The organism is Aestuariibaculum sediminum (assembly GCF_014596945.1).
GTDB classification, from domain to species: Bacteria; Bacteroidota; Bacteroidia; order Flavobacteriales; family Flavobacteriaceae; genus Aestuariibaculum; species Aestuariibaculum sediminum.
The window spans coordinates 757,507-777,401 of record NZ_JACVXB010000001.1 but is presented as its reverse complement, the minus strand read 5'-3'; the positions used below and the strand labels follow the sequence as shown (position 1 = coordinate 777,401).

18 protein-coding genes are annotated in these 19,895 nt (G+C 33.1%); 14 read left to right on the top strand and 4 right to left on the bottom strand.

The window, feature by feature from the left end:
* Positions 1-16 precede the first annotated feature (16 nt).
* The 8 genes from ICJ83_RS03585 (at position 17) to ICJ83_RS03550 (ending at position 9,170) form a co-directional block, all read left to right on the top strand.
* Positions 17-1,093: a glycosyltransferase gene (locus ICJ83_RS03585; protein WP_188228973.1), complete on the top strand. Its 1,077-nt coding sequence runs from the start codon at positions 17-19 to the stop codon at positions 1,091-1,093.
* Positions 1,083-2,786 (top strand): O-antigen ligase family protein, encoded by a 1,704-nt coding sequence (locus tag ICJ83_RS03580; RefSeq protein ID WP_188228972.1) that lies wholly within the window; start codon positions 1,083-1,085, stop codon positions 2,784-2,786. Before ICJ83_RS03585 ends, ICJ83_RS03580 begins: the two co-directional genes overlap by 11 nt.
* Positions 2,774-3,532, top strand: a complete 759-nt coding sequence (locus tag ICJ83_RS03575; RefSeq protein WP_188228971.1) for a glycosyltransferase family 2 protein — start codon at positions 2,774-2,776, stop codon at positions 3,530-3,532. Before ICJ83_RS03580 ends, ICJ83_RS03575 begins: the two co-directional genes overlap by 13 nt.
* 50 nt (positions 3,533-3,582) lie before the next feature.
* A complete protein-coding gene (locus ICJ83_RS03570) occupies positions 3,583-4,581 on the top strand; it encodes an NAD-dependent epimerase/dehydratase family protein (RefSeq protein WP_188228970.1) in 999 nt (332 codons plus the stop codon).
* Between the two features lie 9 nt (positions 4,582-4,590).
* The gene (locus ICJ83_RS03565; RefSeq protein WP_188228969.1) at positions 4,591-5,985 is read left to right on the top strand and encodes a UDP-glucose 6-dehydrogenase; all 1,395 of its coding nucleotides are present in this window, start codon (positions 4,591-4,593) and stop codon (positions 5,983-5,985) included.
* A 62-nt stretch (positions 5,986-6,047) separates the two neighbouring features.
* On the top strand, positions 6,048-7,034 hold the full coding sequence (locus ICJ83_RS03560; protein WP_188228968.1) for a UDP-glucuronic acid decarboxylase family protein: 987 nt from the start codon (positions 6,048-6,050) through the stop codon (positions 7,032-7,034).
* A gap of 1 nt (position 7,035) precedes the next feature.
* Positions 7,036-8,391: an undecaprenyl-phosphate glucose phosphotransferase gene (locus ICJ83_RS03555; RefSeq protein WP_188228967.1), complete on the top strand. Its 1,356-nt coding sequence runs from the start codon at positions 7,036-7,038 to the stop codon at positions 8,389-8,391.
* Positions 8,391-9,170, top strand: a complete 780-nt coding sequence (locus tag ICJ83_RS03550) for a glycosyltransferase family 2 protein (RefSeq protein WP_188228966.1) — start codon at positions 8,391-8,393, stop codon at positions 9,168-9,170. The genes ICJ83_RS03555 and ICJ83_RS03550 overlap by 1 nt, the downstream gene beginning before the upstream one ends.
* Here ICJ83_RS03550 and ICJ83_RS03545 read toward each other — a convergent pair.
* On the bottom strand, positions 9,151-10,515 hold the full coding sequence (locus tag ICJ83_RS03545) for a phenylacetate--CoA ligase family protein (protein WP_223154581.1): 1,365 nt from the start codon (positions 10,513-10,515) through the stop codon (positions 9,151-9,153). The two genes, ICJ83_RS03550 and ICJ83_RS03545, sit on opposite strands and share 20 nt — an antisense overlap.
* Positions 10,516-10,617: 102 nt before the next feature.
* On the opposite strand from ICJ83_RS03545, the gene purD reads away from it, so the two are divergent.
* Entirely contained in the window at positions 10,618-11,892 is a 1,275-nt protein-coding gene (gene purD, locus ICJ83_RS03540; RefSeq protein ID WP_188228965.1) for a phosphoribosylamine--glycine ligase, read from the top strand.
* Here purD and ICJ83_RS03535 read toward each other — a convergent pair.
* Positions 11,887-12,114, bottom strand: a complete 228-nt coding sequence (locus tag ICJ83_RS03535) for a DUF6341 family protein (protein ID WP_188228964.1) — start codon at positions 12,112-12,114, stop codon at positions 11,887-11,889. The two genes, purD and ICJ83_RS03535, sit on opposite strands and share 6 nt — an antisense overlap.
* 121 nt (positions 12,115-12,235) lie before the next feature.
* Between ICJ83_RS03535 and ICJ83_RS03530 the strand changes: the two genes are divergently transcribed.
* A complete protein-coding gene (locus tag ICJ83_RS03530) occupies positions 12,236-13,159 on the top strand; it encodes a DUF6427 family protein (RefSeq protein WP_223154580.1) in 924 nt (307 codons plus the stop codon).
* On the opposite strand, the gene upp is transcribed toward ICJ83_RS03530, so the two are convergent.
* Positions 13,148-13,807: a uracil phosphoribosyltransferase gene (gene upp, locus ICJ83_RS03525; protein ID WP_188228962.1), complete on the bottom strand. Its 660-nt coding sequence runs from the start codon at positions 13,805-13,807 to the stop codon at positions 13,148-13,150. The two genes, ICJ83_RS03530 and upp, sit on opposite strands and share 12 nt — an antisense overlap.
* Before the next feature lie 75 nt (positions 13,808-13,882).
* Here upp and ICJ83_RS03520 point away from each other — a divergent pair, with 75 nt between their 5' ends.
* Positions 13,883-14,488, top strand: coding sequence for a DUF4254 domain-containing protein (locus ICJ83_RS03520; RefSeq protein ID WP_188228961.1), 606 nt, complete (start codon positions 13,883-13,885; stop codon positions 14,486-14,488).
* A 51-nt stretch (positions 14,489-14,539) separates the two neighbouring features.
* On the top strand, positions 14,540-15,559 hold the full coding sequence (locus tag ICJ83_RS03515; protein WP_223154579.1) for a glycosyltransferase family 9 protein: 1,020 nt from the start codon (positions 14,540-14,542) through the stop codon (positions 15,557-15,559).
* A gap of 36 nt (positions 15,560-15,595) precedes the next feature.
* Here the strand turns inward: ICJ83_RS03515 and ICJ83_RS03510 are convergent, their stop codons facing one another.
* On the bottom strand, positions 15,596-16,657 hold the full coding sequence (locus ICJ83_RS03510; protein WP_188228960.1) for a ferredoxin--NADP reductase: 1,062 nt from the start codon (positions 16,655-16,657) through the stop codon (positions 15,596-15,598).
* A 136-nt stretch (positions 16,658-16,793) separates the two neighbouring features.
* On the opposite strand from ICJ83_RS03510, the gene ICJ83_RS03505 reads away from it, so the two are divergent.
* Both ICJ83_RS03505 and porW read left to right on the top strand, forming a co-directional pair.
* A complete protein-coding gene (locus tag ICJ83_RS03505) occupies positions 16,794-17,201 on the top strand; it encodes a DUF2059 domain-containing protein (RefSeq protein ID WP_188228959.1) in 408 nt (135 codons plus the stop codon).
* 136 nt (positions 17,202-17,337) lie between these two features.
* Complete coding sequence (gene porW, locus ICJ83_RS03500) at positions 17,338-19,893, top strand: type IX secretion system periplasmic lipoprotein PorW/SprE (RefSeq protein ID WP_394354294.1); 2,556 nt, start codon at positions 17,338-17,340, stop codon at positions 19,891-19,893.
* The last annotated feature ends 2 nt before the right edge of the window (positions 19,894-19,895 follow it).

Here is a 19,895-nt window from a genome sequence, read left to right as displayed (position 1 = left end):
TGCCACCTTTTGATTAATGAAAAAGAATAATATTTTAATTGTAGATTTTAATGGGACGTCCTCTGTGTATACTCATTACCTGTCAAATTCTTTAAAAAAGAATAATACAAATGTTTTTATTTTAGGTAAGAAAAAAGATGACTTTTTAGATGTTTTCAATCAAACTAACAAATATTTAGGTATAAATATAGGTGTTAAGTTACTGGATTATATACTTAATTGGTTATGGTTAATCTTAAATTTTAAAAAGTTTGATCGAATAATAATTCAGTGGTTACAATTATTAAAGTATACTCGTTTAGAAGTTTATCTAATAAATTTTCTACAAAATCGAATACCTTTAGTTTACATTGTGCATAACGTATATCCACACAATAATAATAGTTTAAAAATCAAAAAACGTTATAATTTTCTTTACAAAACGTGTATTAATATTGCTGTTCAAACTAAAGAAATAAAAACTAAAATATTAGAAATAAATCCTTACGCTAAAATATTTGAAATACAGCATGGTCTGTTTTTTAGAGAATTACGAGATGTTCATTTTAATTGTAACTCAAATAAATGTTTACTTGTGGGATATGTATCAAAATATAAGGGGGTTGAAGATGCTATTAAAATAGCAAAAATTTTAAGTGAGCGAGGGATTGGGTTTAGTTTGGAAATAATTGGTTTTGGGGACCCATCTTATCTCAATGAATTAAATAAGATGGTAAAAGACTTAAATTTGTCGGATAAAATTAAGTTTATTTCAAAGGAAGTAAATACTAAGTTTTTAATTGATAAAATTAAAGAGGCATCGATGCTTTGGTTGCCTTATAAGAATATTAGTCAAAGTGGTGTTGCTTATACCTCTATTGGTTTAGGAATTCCTTTTGTAGCTTATAATGTAGGTAATTTTAAGGATGCTTTTGGAGGTAAAGTGGCGGTTGAAATTGTTGAAAAGGGAAATATAAATGAATTTAGTATTGCTGTTGAAAAATTATTAGTTCATAGTTTAACATATAAAAAGAACATTCGTAGAGAGTTTGATAATGATTTGTGGGATAGAAATGAATATTTAATTGAAAATTTAATAAAAAATGTTGAATAATTTTTTTCAAAATAAAAATTCATATTTTACCCTTTTAGCAGGTTTAATCTTACCTTCGCTGTTGCTTCCTATAAAGTATTCTAGTATTGTTTTAATTTTATTGGTTCTTATAACCTTCTTTAATTTAAAGAAGAAGAATTATATTAGAGGAACCTTAAAAACCTTAATGATTCCATTTATTTTATATTATATATCCATTGTTATTTGCTTTATAGTTGATATAGATTATGGGATTCTAAATTTTGATTTCTTATTAAGAAACTTAGTGGTTTTAATAGTGCCATTTTATGTTTTTACATCCAACTTTTCTAGGCAAGAAATTAATACCATATTAAAAACTTCAACGTTTTTAATTTCAATATTTGGATTAATTTTAATTTTATTTTGGAGTTTCGGATATCTAAATTATTTCAATAAGCAAGAATTTACCAGAAACGAGTGGATTAAAAGTGATATTAAGCAATTAAGTGGGAATAATGATTCAATATTTAAGTTTCAAATTTCAGATAATATGTCTTTTCGAAGAATTGGTTCTTTACCCAGTTTAGAGGAAGAAGATTCAATTGTTAGAGAATTAACCGTAAGAGTTAGTGATTATAAACATGAGATATGGGTATATTTTCGAAATTTTAATAATAGTCAAAGTCAAGGAGCTTGGTTTAATTTAAAAACTGGAGAAATTGGTAAAGTACAAAAGGGAGTTACTGTTGAATCTTTTAAGTTAAAAAATGGGTTTTTTAAATTTGTTTTAAAAGATAAACCAGATAAAAACTTGACAAGAGAGTGGTTTCATTTTTCTATTGTTGATAATAATGGAGGTAACAAATGGAAATATAAAGAATTAGAAAATAGAGGTTACGTAGAATTACTCAATCCAAAATTTTACTCATCTTCGGGAGAAGATTTTCTTAAAAAGAAACCTATAACCAATTATAAAATAACCAAATTTAGCTTTATAGAGAATTATGCTCACGGCACTTATATTGGGCTCGTTTTTACATTTTCTTTATTGTTTCTTATTTTCAGGAAAATGTTTAATAAATGGGTGAGGTTGATTTTTATATTATTAAATGTCTTTGTTATTTTAGGATTGGCATCTAAAGCTGTCATGTTATGTTGGATTATTTTACTCCCTATTTTTTCATTCAGAGTTTTATTACGTTATAAATGGCTTTCTTTATCTATTGTTATTGTCATATCACTCTATTTGTTCAATACCAAAAATTACATGATTGCCAGGTTTACGGATATGTATCAAACGCTATTGATAAATGATCAACAGAATTTAGGAGATCTAGAAAACTTAAGTACAAGTCAAAGGTTAGACATTTATAAAGAATACTTAATTTTGGTTAAACAAAAGTGGTTAAATGGTTACGGAAATATTAATGGCAAGGCCGAGGTTAAAACATTATTTAATCACGATTTTAATGCTCACAACCAATTTATTCAAAGTTTCTTTAATTCTGGGGTTTTGGGCTTTACCCTATTTATTTTCTTTTGTTTATCACCTGTTTTATTAATAAAAGAAAATTCAAAATGTAAAGATGAATTGAGTTTATTTTTAATAATGATTCTTTTTAATTTCCTATTTGAATCCTTATTATATAGACAGTGGGGCTTGATTTTGGTAAGTTTTAGTTATGCACTTTATTTTCAAATTTATAAATCTAAATTCAGATGGTATCTATAATTACTCCTGTATTCAATTGTGAAAAGTATTTACCTGAATGCATTAATTCTGTTATTAATCAAACTTTTGTAGATTGGGAATTAATTTTAATAGATGATTGTTCTACTGATAGTTCGAGGGATATTATTGAAGAATATGCCTTAAAGGATTCTAGGATTAAAACATATTTTTTTAATGAAAATGTCGGGGCGGGCATTGCTAGAAATAAAGGAATTGACATTGCAAAAAGAAGATTTATTGCATTTTTAGATAGTGACGATTATTGGCATGATCAAAAACTGGAATTACAGTTAAATTTTATGTTGAAAAATGAATATCCTTTTTCTTATACAAGATATTATCAATTGGATAAAGTAAATAACCCTACAAAAATTATTAACAGTCCAGGATCAGTAAACCATTTGCAATTAATGTTTAATAACTATATAAAGACTTTAACTGCGATTTATGATTCTAATATAGTGGGAAAAGTATTCATGCCTGATTATCGAAAAAGGCAAGATTGGGGTTTGTGGTTTAATATTTTAAATAAAACTAAAAAGGCTTATTGTCTAAAACACCCTTTAGCTTATTATAGAACCTCAAATGAAGAATCTTTAAGTAAAAATAAATTAGATTTATTAAAGCAAAATTATTTGTTTTATCGTAGGTTTCTCAATAAAAATGTTATCGTTAGTTTTGTTTTGATGGTGATGTTTTTAGCTGTTCATTTGAGTTTTAAAAAATTTGGATACAGAAATATATAATACTTTGGGTCTCTTAAAGGCAAGTTAAAAGAAAAGATTTAAATAAAGACATGGTTAAAACTGCAATTATTTTTGGTGGAGCGGGTTATATTGGAAAAAACTTGTTGAATTGTCTACTTAAAGAAAATTTATTTGATAAAATATATGTTTACGATATCCAGAAGTTGGTAGGTTTTGAGAATCAAGTTCAGGAGAATAGATTAGTACATGAGATATTAGATGTAAGAAGACCAATATTAAATGATATTGGGGATGTTGATGTAAATGCAAGTTGGATTTTTAACTTCGCTGCAATACATAGAGAGCCTGGTCATGAGTACCAGGAGTATTTTGATACTAATATTCCTGGAGCAGAAAATATTAATGAATTTGCTAGAAAAACCGGAATAAAAAACTTGTTTTTCACAAGCAGTATTGCGCCTTATGGAAAATCACTTCATGAAAGAACGGAGAACTCTACTTTATACCCTGAAACGGCGTATGGGATTTCAAAAGGTTTTGCAGAAAAAATTCATAAGCAGTGGTTAGCAGAAGATGCCTCTAGAAGATTGATTATTGTGCGTCCTAGTGTTATTTTTGGGCCTAATGATCCCGGAAATGTTTATAGAATGGTTAAAGCTTTAAAAAAAGGTACTTTTGTACTTCCAAATGGGGGGGGTATTATAAAGGGGTATGGCTATATATATGGATTAGTGGAAAGTATGATTTTCACAATAAACCAAAAGGATTCGTTGATTATATATAATTATGCTGAAAATCCTCTCTTACCGCTAAAGGACATAGTTAAGATTGCTAAAGAAGAATTAGGCTATTCAAAACCAACGATTAAACTTTCTGTTAAAATGTTGGCATTGATTGCTTTTTTTGTACAGAATGGATTTAAGTTAATAGGTAAGAAATCTGATATTCATCCCGTAAGAGTTCGAAAGGCTGGTTTTCCAACCAATATAAAGCCTCAGTACTTGATAGATAATGGTTTCGAATTCAAATATAATTTTAGAAATGCATTAAAACATTGGAAGAGTGTTTGTCCCGAAGATTTTAATTAAAAAAAAACTATGAAAATAAATAAAATTTGCTGCATCGGTGCCGGTTATGTTGGAGGACCAACAATGGCAGTAATTGCACAGAAATGTCCAGATATAAAAGTAACGGTTGTAGATGTTAATGCAACTAGAATTGCAGCCTGGAATGATACGGATTTAAATAAATTACCTGTATTTGAGCCCGGTTTAGATCAAGTGGTTGAAGAAGCTCGTGGGAGAAACTTGTTTTTCTCCACAGATGTAGAGAAAGCCATTGATGAAGCCGATATGATTTTCATATCAGTGAATACGCCAACTAAAACTTACGGAAAAGGTAAAGGTATGGCGGCCGATTTAAAATACATCGAGCTATGTGCTCGCCAGATTGCTGAAGTTTCAACAACAAATAAAATAGTAGTTGAAAAATCGACCTTACCCGTAAGGACGGCTTCAGCCATTAAAAATATATTAGATCATACAGGCAATGGTGTTGAATTTCAAATATTGTCTAATCCTGAGTTTTTGGCTGAGGGTACAGCAGTAGAAGATTTATTAGCGCCAGACCGCGTGTTGATAGGCGGCGATACATCGGAGAAAGGGCAACAAGCTATTCAGGCGTTGGTTGATGTCTATGCCAATTGGGTGCCTGAGGAGCGTATTTTAACCACTAATGTTTGGTCTTCAGAGCTTTCTAAGCTTACCGCTAACGCCTTTTTAGCGCAACGTGTATCGTCTATAAATTCTATGTCGGCGATTTGCGAGAAAACAGGAGCAGATGTGAATGAAGTAGCGAAAGCCATTGGAATGGATTCCAGAATAGGGGCTAAGTTCCTAAAATCTTCTGTAGGTTTTGGAGGCTCTTGTTTTCAAAAGGATATCTTAAACCTTGTTTATATTGCTAAAACCTATGGGCTAAATGAAGTAGCGGATTATTGGGAGCAAGTCATCGTTATGAATGATTACCAAAAAAACAGATTTTCAGACAACATTGTCAGTACACTTTACAACACGGTTTCTGGCAAGAAAATAGCATTTTTAGGCTGGGCATTTAAAAAGGATACCAACGATACACGTGAATCGGCAGCTATTCAGGTGGCTGATAATTTACTGAACGAACAGGCGCAAATAGAGGTGTATGATCCTAAGGTAACCGAAGAGCGTATCTATGCCGATTTAGATTATTTAAACACAAGATCTGAAGAAGAGAATAGAACTTTGTTAAAAGTGAAAAGCAACCCATACGACGCTTGTAAAGATGCGCATGCCATTGCGGTTTTAACCGAATGGGATGAATTTAAAACCTACGACTGGCAACGTATTTATGATAATATGCTCAAACCTGCTTTCGTTTTCGATGGTCGTGGCATTCTAGATACCAAAGCATTAAAGAAGATTGGTTTCGTGTGTTACAGCATAGGTAAAGGGTAAATATAAACATCCCCTTGAGTGAGGTTAGTAGGGTGTTTTTAATCGACATAAAGAAAATAAATTTGGAACGTGTATTAATAACAGGTGCAGCAGGTTTTTTAGGGTCACATTTATGTGATCGTTTTATAAATGAAGGGTTTTATGTTTTAGGCATGGATAACTTCATTACTGGAGATAAAAGGAATCTTGCGCATTTAGAATCCCATCCAAATTTTCAGTTTATTGAACATGATGTAACCGAATTTGTTTCCATTGAAGGCGATTTAGATTATATTCTTCATTTTGCTTCGCCGGCGAGTCCGATAGATTATCTTAAAATTCCAATTCAGACTTTAAAAGTAGGATCATTAGGAACTCATAATCTGTTAGGGTTAGCTAAAGTCAAAAAAGCACGAATTTTAATTGCTTCAACGTCAGAAGTCTATGGAGATCCTTTGGTGCATCCGCAATCGGAAGACTACTATGGCAACGTGAATACCATTGGCCCCAGAGGGGTTTACGATGAAGCCAAACGTTTTCAGGAATCGATAACCATGGCTTACCATAGGTTTCATGGATTAGAAACACGAATTGTTCGAATATTTAATACTTATGGCCCTAGAATGCGTTTAAATGACGGTCGGGTTATTCCGGCTTTTATGGGACAGGCTTTAAGAGGTGAAGATTTAACGGTGTTTGGTGATGGTTCGCAAACAAGGTCGTTTTGTTATGTGGATGATCAGGTTGAAGGTATTTTTCGTTTGTTATTTAGCGATTATGCCTACCCGGTAAATATTGGAAATCCGAATGAAATTTCTATTAGAGATTTTGCCGAAGAAATTATTAAATTAACGAAGACAAATCAGAAGGTGATATATAAGGAATTACCGGTGGATGATCCATTACAGCGTCAACCGGATATAACTTTAGCAAAAAAAATCTTAAATTGGGAGCCAAAGGTGAATAGAGCAGAAGGGATGAGGTTAACCTTTGAATATTTTAAAACCTTATCGCCTGAAGATTTGCAAAAACGAGAGCATAAAGATTTTAAAAAACATATAAAAAAATAATTTGAGTCCAACTAAAAAAGGCAGATTTTCCTGGTTATTAAAACCGTTTTCACACTTAATTGATTTAAGTATTATCTCTTTTTCAATATTTCTTTTTGAGATTAATTTAAATCATGTGTATCTTTTTGTAATTTATGCTGTTATATTTTGGGAAGCCATTTCATTTTTTAATGAATTTTACGAAGTACAACGACATACCAGGCTACTGCAAATCGTAACACTGTTGTTCAGGCAGTTTGTATTGTTGGCTTTCGCTTTATATGCCTACATTGGTTTTTTTAAACAACCGGATATTAGCAGACTGGCATTAGGTGAATATATCTTATCCGTTTTTGCACTAGTGTCATTTTTTAAAATTTTATTGTTTTTTCTTTTGAATCGGTATCGTGCGGTTTTAGGAGGAAATTTAAGGAATGTTGTTGTATTAGGAAATACTGAAAAAACAAGACAGCTTATTAAAATCTTTAATACGAAATTACATTTTGGATATAGTTTTAAGAAACAATTCGATGTTAATGATGCCGATTTTTCTCTGAAAAAATGTTTTGATTATATTATCGATAATAATATCAATGAAGTGTATTTTTCGGTGGCTTCGTTATCAAATAAACAGATTAATAAATTAATTGATTTTGCCGACAATAATTTAAGAGAATTAAAGTTTATACCCGATAATAAAGATATTTACTCCAAGCGTTTAAAATATGAGTACTACGACTATATTCCTGTGCTTTCACTTAGAAACATTCCAATTCAAACACCAATCAACAAGTTTTTAAAGCGCGCATTCGATATTGTATTTTCTTTCTTAGTCGTTGTGTTTATTTTGTCATGGTTAACACCTATTTTGGCTATCATAATTCGTTTAGAGTCTAAAGGGCCTATCTTTTTTAAACAGTCAAGAAACGGATTCAACTACAAAGAATTCGATTGTTATAAATTCAGGTCCATGACACCAAATGAAAATGCGCATATGGAACAAGCTACAAAAGGTGATATGCGCATTACAAAAGTGGGAGCTTTTATTCGAAAAACCAGTATCGATGAGTTGCCACAGTTTTTTAATGTGCTTTTCGGAGATATGTCGGTAGTTGGACCAAGGCCACACATGGTAAGTCATACCAATATGTACGCCAGAAAAGTGGATAAATTTATGGTGCGTCATTTTGTAAAACCTGGTATAACTGGGCTTGCACAAACCAGTGGCTTTAGAGGTGAAATAGAAACCAACAAGGATATTGTAAACCGTGTGAAATACGATATTTTTTATATTGAAAACTGGTCGTTGCTTCTGGATATTAAAATCGTGGTGCAAACGTTTTTAAATGCTGTGAAAGGCGAAGAAAAAGCGTATTGATGAATGGTTTGGTTTCAATAATAACGCCCGCCTATAATTCTGAAGATTATATTGTTGAAACTGTAAACTCTGTTATAAATCAAACCTATAATAACTGGGAGCTTATACTTGTAGACGATGCCTCGACAGATACTACTTTAAATCTATTAAACGACATTGTAAATTCAGATTCAAGAATACAGTTACATTGTTTAAATACCAATTCCGGGGCTGCTGTAGCAAGAAATTTTGGTATAGATAAAGCTAAAGGGGAGTATATAGCGTTTCTTGATTCCGATGATTTATGGAAGCCTAATAAACTTCAAACACAAATAGCATTCATGACATCCGAAGGTTGTGACATTTGTTTTTCTGATTATGAATTAATAAACCATAAAGGACTTCAACTGGGAAAACGGGTTATAGCGTTACCATCGGTCTCGTATAAAAAACTTTTAAGAAGTAATTATATTGGAAATTTAACTGGAATGTATAAGGCAGCTGCCATTGGAAAGGTCACAACACCAAATTTAAGAAAGCGGCAAGACTGGTTGTTTTGGTTGCTAACCTTAAAAAAGTCGGGTCAGGTTGCAAAGGGGATTAATGAGTCCTTAGCATTTTATAGGGTGCACAAAAAAGGCATTTCTTCAAATAAATCCGCGTTGTTAAAATATAATTATTTAGTGTACAAAAAGGGATTAGGATTTTCGATAGTAAAATCAATAATTTGTTTAGGGCGATTCTTATTTGAGCATTTTTTTATAAAGTCAAAACGTGTTGTTACTGTAAAGCAGACTTAAACTGCTTTAATTTGCCGCTTTTTTCACGTTGTATTGTGTTTTTTCTTTCAAACAAGACATCTAGTCCAGTTTCTAAATAATTGTCTATGCTGGTCTTAATTTTGCGCTTTATCTCCTTGGTAAGTTCGGTTTCGCTCACATAGCATATTTTAAACTGATGTAATGTTATTTGTTCTATTATGAATTCCTTCACTCGACCAGAATCTTCAATAATAGATTTTGTAACGTAATAAAACGTCAGCCCGGCAGCCTTTTTACCACTAGGCAGTCGTATCAGGTCGTTGGTACGTCCAGTAAGGTGTTTTAAAATAGGTGTTTTTAAGGTGCTATTTTCGCTTAATGCGCCTATATCGCCAATATCATATCTAATAAACGGATGGGCTTTATTATATAGCGATGTGATAACAATGCGGCCTGTTTCTCCCAGTGGAAGCGCATTATTATTGTCGTCTAATATTTCAATATATAAATCTTCATTATTTATAATCCATTGATTCGACCTGTTTTCAAAGGCAATTAAACCCAGTTCTGCTGCGCCATATTCATTAACTACGGGAATACCGAATTGTTCTTCTAAAAGTTTCCTGTCGTTTTCAAAAAGCATTTCTGAGGTTATAATACATAGTTTTAAACTCGGACAAATTTGTTTTAATATGATATTTTGTTTTCGCAAAAACTGAGCAAATTGAACAATACTGCTTGTGTATCCGTTAATGTATTCAAAAGCTTTGTTTTTAAATGTAACTATGTTTTTTTCTAATTCCGCATCACTTAAATTAAAAACAGAAAACCGATATCGATTTCCTAAGGCGTCTTTTAAACGTTCTTTGTTGTAGCCTATTTTATCTAAAGGAATTCCATAAAATCGAGCTTGTTTGGAGGTGTTTAAATTGATATTATGCCATTGGTAGCGATCCATAAAAATCGACCAGGTTAGGGCATGGCAAAACTTGTCTTTCGCAAAAATAAATGGATCTCCCGACGAACCGGAAGTTTTGTTTTTGTAAATATTTTGTTTTGAATATCCTTTAGATAGTCGTTGTGCCAAAGGTTGTTGTAAGTCCCGTTTGGTCATTACGGGAAGACGCTCCCAATTTGAAGCATTTGCAGATTTTGCAAAATTTTGATAAAAGGTATTGTGTTCTAAATGATACTTTACAATATCCTGTTTCTGGCGTTTAAGATATTCTGAGTAATCCACTTCATTCAGCTTTTGAATCGATTTCAAAAGTTTGTTGGTTTCCTTTACAGGAAAGCCTTTAAGAAGTAGTGATAGGTTAAAAAAACTCAATTGCAGACATAATTTCTGTAAAGTAAATAAAAAAAAGTCGTGAAATCGAGGCATTAATTTTATTTTTGCAGTCGAAAAAACTGGTTTAATGCCTGGCATTAAAAAATCAATAATCTGAAATTCCTTGTAAAAAGGAGATCAATAAAAACGAAACAGATGAATATATTAGTTCTTGGTTCAGGAGGAAGAGAACACGCCTTCGCTTGGAAAATAGCTCAAAGTCCGTTATGTAATGCATTGTATGTAGCACCTGGAAATTCAGGTACCGCAAACGTAGCTACTAATGTAAATATTGGGGTAACCGATTTTGAAGCCATCAAAGAACTGGTATTAGAAAAAGAAATTGAAATGGTAGTCGTAGGACCTGAAGATCCTTTGGTACAAGGGGTTCACGATTTCTTTTTGAATGACGATGCCATTAAGCATGTTTCGGTTATTGGGCCACAAAAAGTAGCCGCCGAACTGGAAGGAAGTAAGGAATTTGCTAAAGAATTTTTATACCGCCATAACATTCCAACGGCTGCATACGAGAGTTTTACTGCCGAAACGGTAGAAAATGGTTATGCTTTTTTAGAAACCCTTAAAGCACCTTACGTATTAAAAGCAGACGGTCTGGCTGCAGGTAAAGGAGTTGTGATTTTAAACGATTTAGATGAAGCTAAAGCTGAATTAAAAAGCATGTTGGTTGATGCTAAATTTGGTCAGGCGAGTACCAAAGTAGTTATTGAAGAGTTTTTAGATGGTATTGAATTAAGTTGTTTTGTTTTAACCGATGGCGAAAATTACAAGATTTTACCAACAGCAAAAGATTATAAACGTATTGGAGAAGGTGATACTGGCTTAAATACTGGTGGAATGGGAGCTGTGTCGCCCGTGCCTTTTGCAACCGATGAATTTTTAAATAAGATTGAAGAGCGTATCGTTAAACCTACTATTGAAGGATTTAAGAAAGACAAATTGCCTTACGTTGGTTTTGTGTTTATTGGCTTAATTAAAGTTGAAGGCGACGACCCTAAAGTAATTGAATACAACGTGCGTATGGGAGACCCTGAAACAGAAGTAGTTTTACCAAGACTTAAAAACGATTTTGTTACCGTGTTACAAGCTATGGCTAACGGAACGCTGAATGAGATTGAAATTGAGATTGATGAGCGCGCCGCAACAACGATTATGATGGTGTCTGGCGGGTATCCTGAAGCTTACGAAAAAGGTAAAGAAATTACAGGTTTAAATACCATAGAAGATTCCATTCCATTCCACGCCGGAGCCCAGTTAAAAGACGGGAAAGTTGTAACCTCTGGAGGGCGAGTAATGGCAATTACATCTTATGGAGAGACGTACCAGGAGGCCATAAAAAAATCTTACCAAAGTATAGATAAACTAAACTTTGATAAGATGTATTATCGTAAGGATATAGGATTCGATTTATAAAAACGAATGCGAAGAAACCGTTTTGTCTTCTTCGTTATTGTCGTTGTACTTTTTAAGTTGCATCATCCAGTATACGATAGCAACTAAACAGATAACAACAAAAATCCAAGAAACGATACTCGCTGCAAACCAGTTGGTAAGTTCTAATTCTCTTAAACCATCAAGTGGTGTAAAAAGAAAATTTACGAATAAATCCTGTATCGCATAAAAAAAGTCTTTCATGAGTGTGTTATATTTTTTTTAATGGCTCATGCCACGTTCAATATTTAATTTTCAAAACGAGAAATAAATATATCAGTTTCAGAGTTAGTATATTTACGTAGCAAAAATACAAAAACCGTTAATGATAGCAAGTCTTTTTAGTAAATCTAAGCCAATAAATTTCTTTGTGGTGCTTTTTATTACCCTTTTGGCTTTTGTAATGGCTAGAATATCTTTAGAAAATCAATCGGTGACTATTGCTTTTGTACTGAAACAGTTTGCGGTGTTTCTATTGTGTTGTATGACCATTTTGGTAGTTAATTTTATTATTTCTAAAAATAATCTCACCAAAAAAAATAATTATCACATCCTGCTTTACAGCGTATTTTTTCTAACATTTGTACAAACTACAAGCGATGTAAACATACTGTTTTCTAACTTTTTCTTTTTACTTGGTTTGCGTCGTATAATGAGCCTAAGAACCGAAAGAAATGTAAAAAAGAAGTTATTCGATGCGGCGTTTTGGATTGCTATTGCAACGTTATTTTATTTCTGGGCGATCATATTTTTTATATTAATTATTGTAAGTCTATTGTTGTATTCTGATAACGATTTGCGCCATTGGATTATACCTTATACAGGAGTTGCGACTGTGTTTATTCTTGCTGTATGCACTTCAATTATAGTAACAGGTAACTATTTCGATTTGTTTCAGTTAAAATTAGAGATAGGCCGAGATTTTACATCATATAATTCCGTGAAGTATTTAATAGGAATTACTATGTTGTTGTCCTTTGGGATTTGGTCTTCAATATTTTATTTAAAGAATTTAAAAAGCAAAAAGAAATCGTTTAGAGCCTCTTTTCAAATTGTAATTATTGCTTTTTTAGTCGCTGCTTTAGTAATTGCATTAGCGCCAATTAAAACAGGTAGTGAATTTTTATTTGGGTTTGCGCCCTTGTCTATTATTATTGCTAATTATTTAGAAACCATTGAAGAAGACTGGTTTAAAGAAGTGTTTTTGTCGGTACTAGTTGTGGTGCCTTTCGTTTTGTTACTGCTGTAGTTTTTCTCCAAAAGCCAAATCACCTGCATCACCAATACCAGGAACAATATAGCTTTTATCATTAAGCTTTTCATCAACCGTTCCAATCCACAAATGGGTGTCATAATGAAAGTGTTCTTCAACTAATTTTATGCCTTCAGGCGCACCAATAATACTCACTAAATGTACTTCTTCTGGATTGCCAAATGGTTTAAGTGCTTCGTAGGTAGCAATCATAGATTGTCCTGTCGCTAGCATTGGGTCGGCAAGAATTAGTGTTTTACCTTCTAAACTGGGGCAAGCTAAATACTCTACTATAATTTCAAAACTCTCAGGATTGTTTTTATGATGGCGGTATGCCGAGATAAAGGCGTTTTCTGCTTTGTCAAAATAATTAAGCAAGCTGTTATGCAAAGGAACCCCGGCTCTTAATATGGAGCATAAAACAATGTCGTTTGCAATTACATGCATATGGCAAGTGCCTAAAGGCGTGTTTATTTTCGAACGCGTATAGTTTAAGGATTTACTCAATTCATAACCTAGAATTTCACCAATACGTTCAATATTTCGTCTAAAACGCATGCTGTCCTTTTGGATATTTATATCTCTCATCTCGGCTATAAAGCTATTGAGTATGGAATTTTCAGTTGAGATATTGTGAATTTTCATGCGTTCTATTTTAAGAATTCAACAATAAAGTTAATTAATTAGACTTATATTTGTGCTCCTAAATATTAATTCATCATGTTTACAGATAAAGCCAATAAAATATTTCAAGAGGTTATTGAAAAATACCACATTATAGATTCAGTAGATCAACCATTCGAAAATGCCTATCCTGAAAGTGATTTAATCGAACATTTATTATATAGAAAGTGTTGGATTGATACAGTGCAATGGCATTATGAAGACATCATTCGTGATCCGCAAATTGATCCTGTAGCGGCTTTAAAACTGAAACGTCAAATTGATGCTTCAAATCAGGATAGAACCGATATGGTAGAGTATATTGATAGCTATTTTTTGGATAAATATAAAAATGTTGAGGCAAAGACCGATGCCACTATAAATACAGAAAGTCCAGCTTGGGGCGTTGATCGACTATCGATTTTAGCCTTAAAAATTTATCACATGAATGAAGAGGCAACGCGTACAGATGCTTCTGATGAGCACCGAGCGGCTTGCCAAAAGAAGTTAGATGTATTACTTGAGCAACGTGTTGATTTGAGTACGGCTATTGATACCTTGTTAAGTGATATTGAAAAAGGCGACAAGTATATGAAAGTATACAAGCAAATGAAAATGTACAACGACGACGAACTTAACCCTGTTTTAAGAAGTCAAAAATAATTGTAACCTCATTTTTTTTAGACTTTTAACGTACAAAGTTGATTAAAATACATGCCAGACGCCCAAAAACATATTCTTGTTATTCGCCTTTCGGCAATGGGAGATGTGGCAATGACAGTGCCTGTACTTAGGGCATTTACAAAACAATATCCTCTGGTAAAAATTACCGTTTTAACCAGAGGTTTTTTTATGCCTTTTTTTAATGATATTCCAAATGTAAATGTGTTTTCAGCCGATTTAAAAGGAAAACATAAAGGTGTTTTGGGGCTTTACAAATTATCAAAAGAATTAAAAGGGCTCAATATTGATGCTGTTGCCGATTTGCATAATGTACTTCGAACAAATATTCTAAAAGTCTTTTTTTTAGGCACAAAATTTCAGCAAATCGATAAAGGGCGCAGCGAGAAAAAGGCATTGATTTCCGGTGAGATATTTAAGCAGTTAAAAACCACGCATCAACGTTACGCTGAGGTATTTGGAGCGCTTGGTTTTTCAGTTGATTTATCAAAACTAGAATTTCCTAATCGAAGTAAGTTGCCCGAACAAGTTATACAGGTAATTGACCATAATACATTAAAATGGATTGGTATTGCTCCTTTTGCAGCACATGAAGGAAAAATGTACCCTTTAGATTTGATGAAAGAGGTTATTAAAGCACTTTCTAAGGAGCATCAAATTATTTTGTTTGGCGGTGGCGAGGAAGAGACTCGAGTTTTAAATGAGCTGGAACAATCGTACAATAATGTTATAAGTATAGCAGGAAAGCTTAGTTTTAAGGAAGAGTTGGATGTTATTTCGAATTTAGATGTGATGTTGTCTATGGATTCTGGTAATGGTCATTTAGCCGCCATGAAGGGTGTTAAAGTGGTAACCCTTTGGGGTGTAACCCATCCATATGCAGGTTTTGTTCCATTTAATCAACCAGAAGATTTTCAATTGGTAGCCAATCGTGAGGCATTTCCAAGGATCCCGACGTCTATTTACGGAAATAAATATCCGGAAGGTTACGAAAAGGCTTCGGCAAGTATTTCGCCTAAAACGATTATAGAAAAAATAAAGGCTATCATCTAAAGATAATAGCCCTTTTTATGTACTCGTAAATTCAAATTATACATCATCATAATCTACAACAATAGTTGCTGTAGTTGGGTGCGCCTGGCATGTTAGTATTAAACCTTCGGCAACTTCCTGTTCTGTTAAAATGCTATTTTGGCGCATGGTTGCAGCACCTTCCTTTACGCGAGCTAAACAACTGCTACAAATGCCGCCTTGGCAGGAGTAAGGTGCGTCTAAATCTTCGTCAATGGCAGCTTCTAAAATCGTTTGCTTTTGCGACATATCGATTACCGTTTCTTCATCGTCAACAATAATTGTTGCTTTTGTAGTTCCAGAGGCTACTGTGGTTTGAGTGTCGTTAATGTCTTCAGATTTTGCAGCTTTAAATAGTTCGTAATGTATACGATCTGCATCGGCATCATTTTCAGTTAAAACATCTTTAACGAGGTGTATCATCGCTTCTGGTCCACATAAATAATAAGCATCAACATCAATGTGTTTATGTTTATTTTTCATTACATAATTTACAGTACTTTTTTCGATACGACCAAAAATCGAATCATCCTCATCGGCTTGACTGAATACGAATTGTATCGAAAAACGATCTTTGTAAGTGTGTTGAAGTTCCAAAAGTTCATTTAAAAACATGGTGTCTTCAGTGGTTTTGTTGCCATAAACTAGAATAACATGACTATGAACTTCTTCTTCTAAAGCACATTTTATAATGCTTAAAACCGGAGTAATACCACTTCCTGCAGCAAAAAGTGCAATGTTTTTCGTGATTGAATCGTTAGGTACAAATGTGAATCGGCCTTTAGGCGGAGCCACCTCTAAAACATCGCCTTCCTTCAATTCTTTATTAGCATATGCCGAAAACGTACCGTCTTTAACTTTTTTGATAGCTACTTTTAATGCGCCACTTTTTGGCGAAGAACATAGCGAATAATCGCGACGAATTTCACTTCCGTTAAGGGTGGTTTTTAAAGTAATGTATTGCCCTGCTGTAAAAGCAAAGGTTGTTTTAAGATTTTCAGGAACATCAAAAGTAATACTTATAGATTTTGATGTTTCACGTGTAATAGTCTTAATAGTAAGTTTGTGAAATGATGACATGCTAAAATTTTTGACAAAAATAATGAAGTTGACTTTGAAAACTTAAAATTGTTGGAAACAATTGGATTAAAAAAATAAAAAGCTGTAAAATTGCGTAAGAATAAACTTAACAAATAAAAATTTAATAATCTAAACCATGAGAACATTTTATTTCAGTTGCTTTTTTGTTATGCTTTCAGTGTTGCAGTTAGAGGCGCAAAATCAGGCAGATTTTAAAAAAGAAACTATTGAATTTATTAAACTTACAGGATCTGGAGCAGCTTTCGAAAAAGCCATAGACCAGATTGGAGCAGGAGTTTCGGTTGATAAAAAAGGGGAATATTTAGCTGAAGCACAAGGAACTCTTGATGGGTTGTATGGTAAAATGGCCGATTTATACATGTCTGAATTTACCCGAGAAGAAATAAAAGCATTGACAGATTTTTATAAAACGGATTTAGGTAAAAAGCTGTCAGTTAAACAAGTTAGTTTAATGGAAAAGGCTATGGTGTTTGGGCAAAGTTGGGGTATGGATTTGTATAAAATTGCTCAGAAGTATCAGTAAACAGCAGTTATTTATAATCTTAAATGGAGTTTTAAAGCGCAATTTTTAGCTTAATCAAAAAAGATGTTTATTTTTACCTACTTGCATAATATAAGCGCAAGTTTGTAGTTATTAAAATAGACTAAAAATACCAAAGTTGAAAGCATATTTTAAGGTACCTTCTGTAATTGCATGTTCCATGCTTTTGGTGGTAAGTTGTTCTAGGAAAAAGGATAAATTTATCAGTCGAAATTTTCATGCCGTTACTGCAGAATTTAATACGCTTTTTAACGGGTATAATGCTTTAGAACAAGGCAGAACTAGTCTTAACGATAGTTATACCGATAATTATTGGGATATTTTACCTATTGAACGTATGGAAGTCTTCGATGAAGTGGTGCTTCCTGGACAATCGAAAAATGAATTATTCGGTACGGCTGAAGAAAAGGCTGTAAAAGCAATTCAAAAGCACAGTATGAATATTGAGGGTAAAGAGCGAAACCCTCAAATGGATGAAGCCTATTTACTGTTAGGCAAGGCGCGTTACTTCGATCAGCGTTTTGTTCCGGCTCTGGAAGCGTTCAATTATATCTTATATAAATATCCGGCCAGCGACAAAATCAATCAGGCAAAAATTTGGCGAGAAAAAACCAATATCCGATTAGATAATAATGAGCTTGCCATAAAAAACTTAAAACGATTATTAAGTCAGGAAGAATTAGAAAAACAAGATTTGGCCGACGCCACTTCTATGTTGGCACAAGCGTACTTAAACACCAAGTCTGTAGATAGTGCTATTACCCAACTTAATATAGCTTCTTACGCTACAAAAAGTAATGATGAGCGAGGTAGGTATCGTTTTATTCAAGGACAATTGTACAATCTTTTAGGCGACAAGGATAGTGCAAATATAGCTTTCGATAAGGTTATTGAACTTAATAGAAAGACCCCAAGAATTTACCTGATAAGTGCTCACATCGAAAAAATTAAAAATTTCAATTATGAAACCGGCGATAAAACGGTTTTATTAGAGTTGCTTACGGCGCTCGAAGACAATAGAGAAAACCGTCCTTATCTGGATAAAATATATTTTCAAAAAGGAGAGTATTTTAGAAATACGAACGCCGAAAGTTTAGCTGTAGAATATTATAATAAATCCTTACGGACCAACACAAACGATAAACTTTTAAAAGCAAGGAATTACGAAATATTAGGCGATATAAATTTCGATAATTCTATTTATAAAGAAGCTGGAAATTATTACGATAGTACCTTGTCTAATCTGCAATTAAATTCTAAACCTTACCGTGTAATTAAGCGTAAACGCGATAATTTAAAGGATGTGATTTACTATGAAAATATTGCGCGTACCAACGATAGTATTCTAGACTTGGTTGCTATGACGGACGATGCGCGTTTAGAGTATTTTCAAAGTTTTACAGATGAATTAAAATTAAAAGCTGAAGAAGAAGCTGAAAAGGCAAAAGCGATTGAACGCAATAAAGGATTGGCTACGGTAAATGCAGGAGCAGGACAAATGCCACCATTTCAAGGCGTTGGAGCTCCTGGCGAAGCTGAGTTTTATTTTTACAATCCTACAACGGTAGCTTATGGGAAAAATGAATTTAGGAAAATTTGGGGTAACAGACCGTTAGAAGATAATTGGCGTTGGTCCAGTTCAGGAATTTCAGCGAATACAGGCGAAGTAAATACCACTGATTTAATTGCCACAGCAAGTGAAGACGAACTATATGATCCGCAGTTTTATATTTCCAAAATTCCAACCGAGCAGAAGGTCATAGATAGTATTTCTAAAGACAGGAATTACGCTTATTATCAGCTTGGGTTAATTTATAAGGAGAAGTTTAAAGAATATCAACTTGCCAAGGATAAATTTCAGGACGTTTTAGACAGCCAGCCTGAAGAGCGATTAATACTTCCTTCAAAATATAATTTGTATAAAATTTACGAACTTTTAGGAGCGAGTGATGAAGCTGCTATAGCCAAAAATGAAATTATTGCTAATTATCCTAATACCCGTTACGCTACAATTTTAAGTCATCCGGAACAGGTTTCAGAAGAAGATGAAAACAGTCCTGAAAACCTATATGAAATGTTGTATGGTAAATACGAAAATCAAGAGTATGCCGAAGTTATTTCAAAAAGTGAAGATTACATAAATAGGTTTGAAGGTGAAGCCATTGTGCCAAAATTTGAATTGTTAAAGGCGACAGCAACCGGGCGTTTACATGGTTTCGATGCATACAGTAAAGCCATTAATTTTATTAGTGTAACCTATGCTAACAAACCAGAAGGTAAGGAGGCGCAAAACATTGAAACTAATGTTTTACCCTTGTTAGCAAATAACGAATTTGTAAAAGATAGTATTAGAGATCATTATAAAGTGGTTTATACGTTTAATGATGCTAATAAAGAGCAATTAGAAGGATTTAAAACAGAATTAGATACGGTGTTAAGTCATGTTAAGTATTACAGTTTAAAATCGTCGATAGATGTTTACAGTCCGGAAACAACATTTGTGGTTGTGCATGGATTAACCAATAAACAAGTGGCCAATACCTTTGAGCAGCTTTTAACAGAAGAAGATAAAAAGAAAATAAAAGAACCCCAATTTGTAATTTCGTCTACGAATTATCGAATAATTCAAATTCATAAGAACCTAAATGATTATTTGAACGTAGATACTAATTAAAT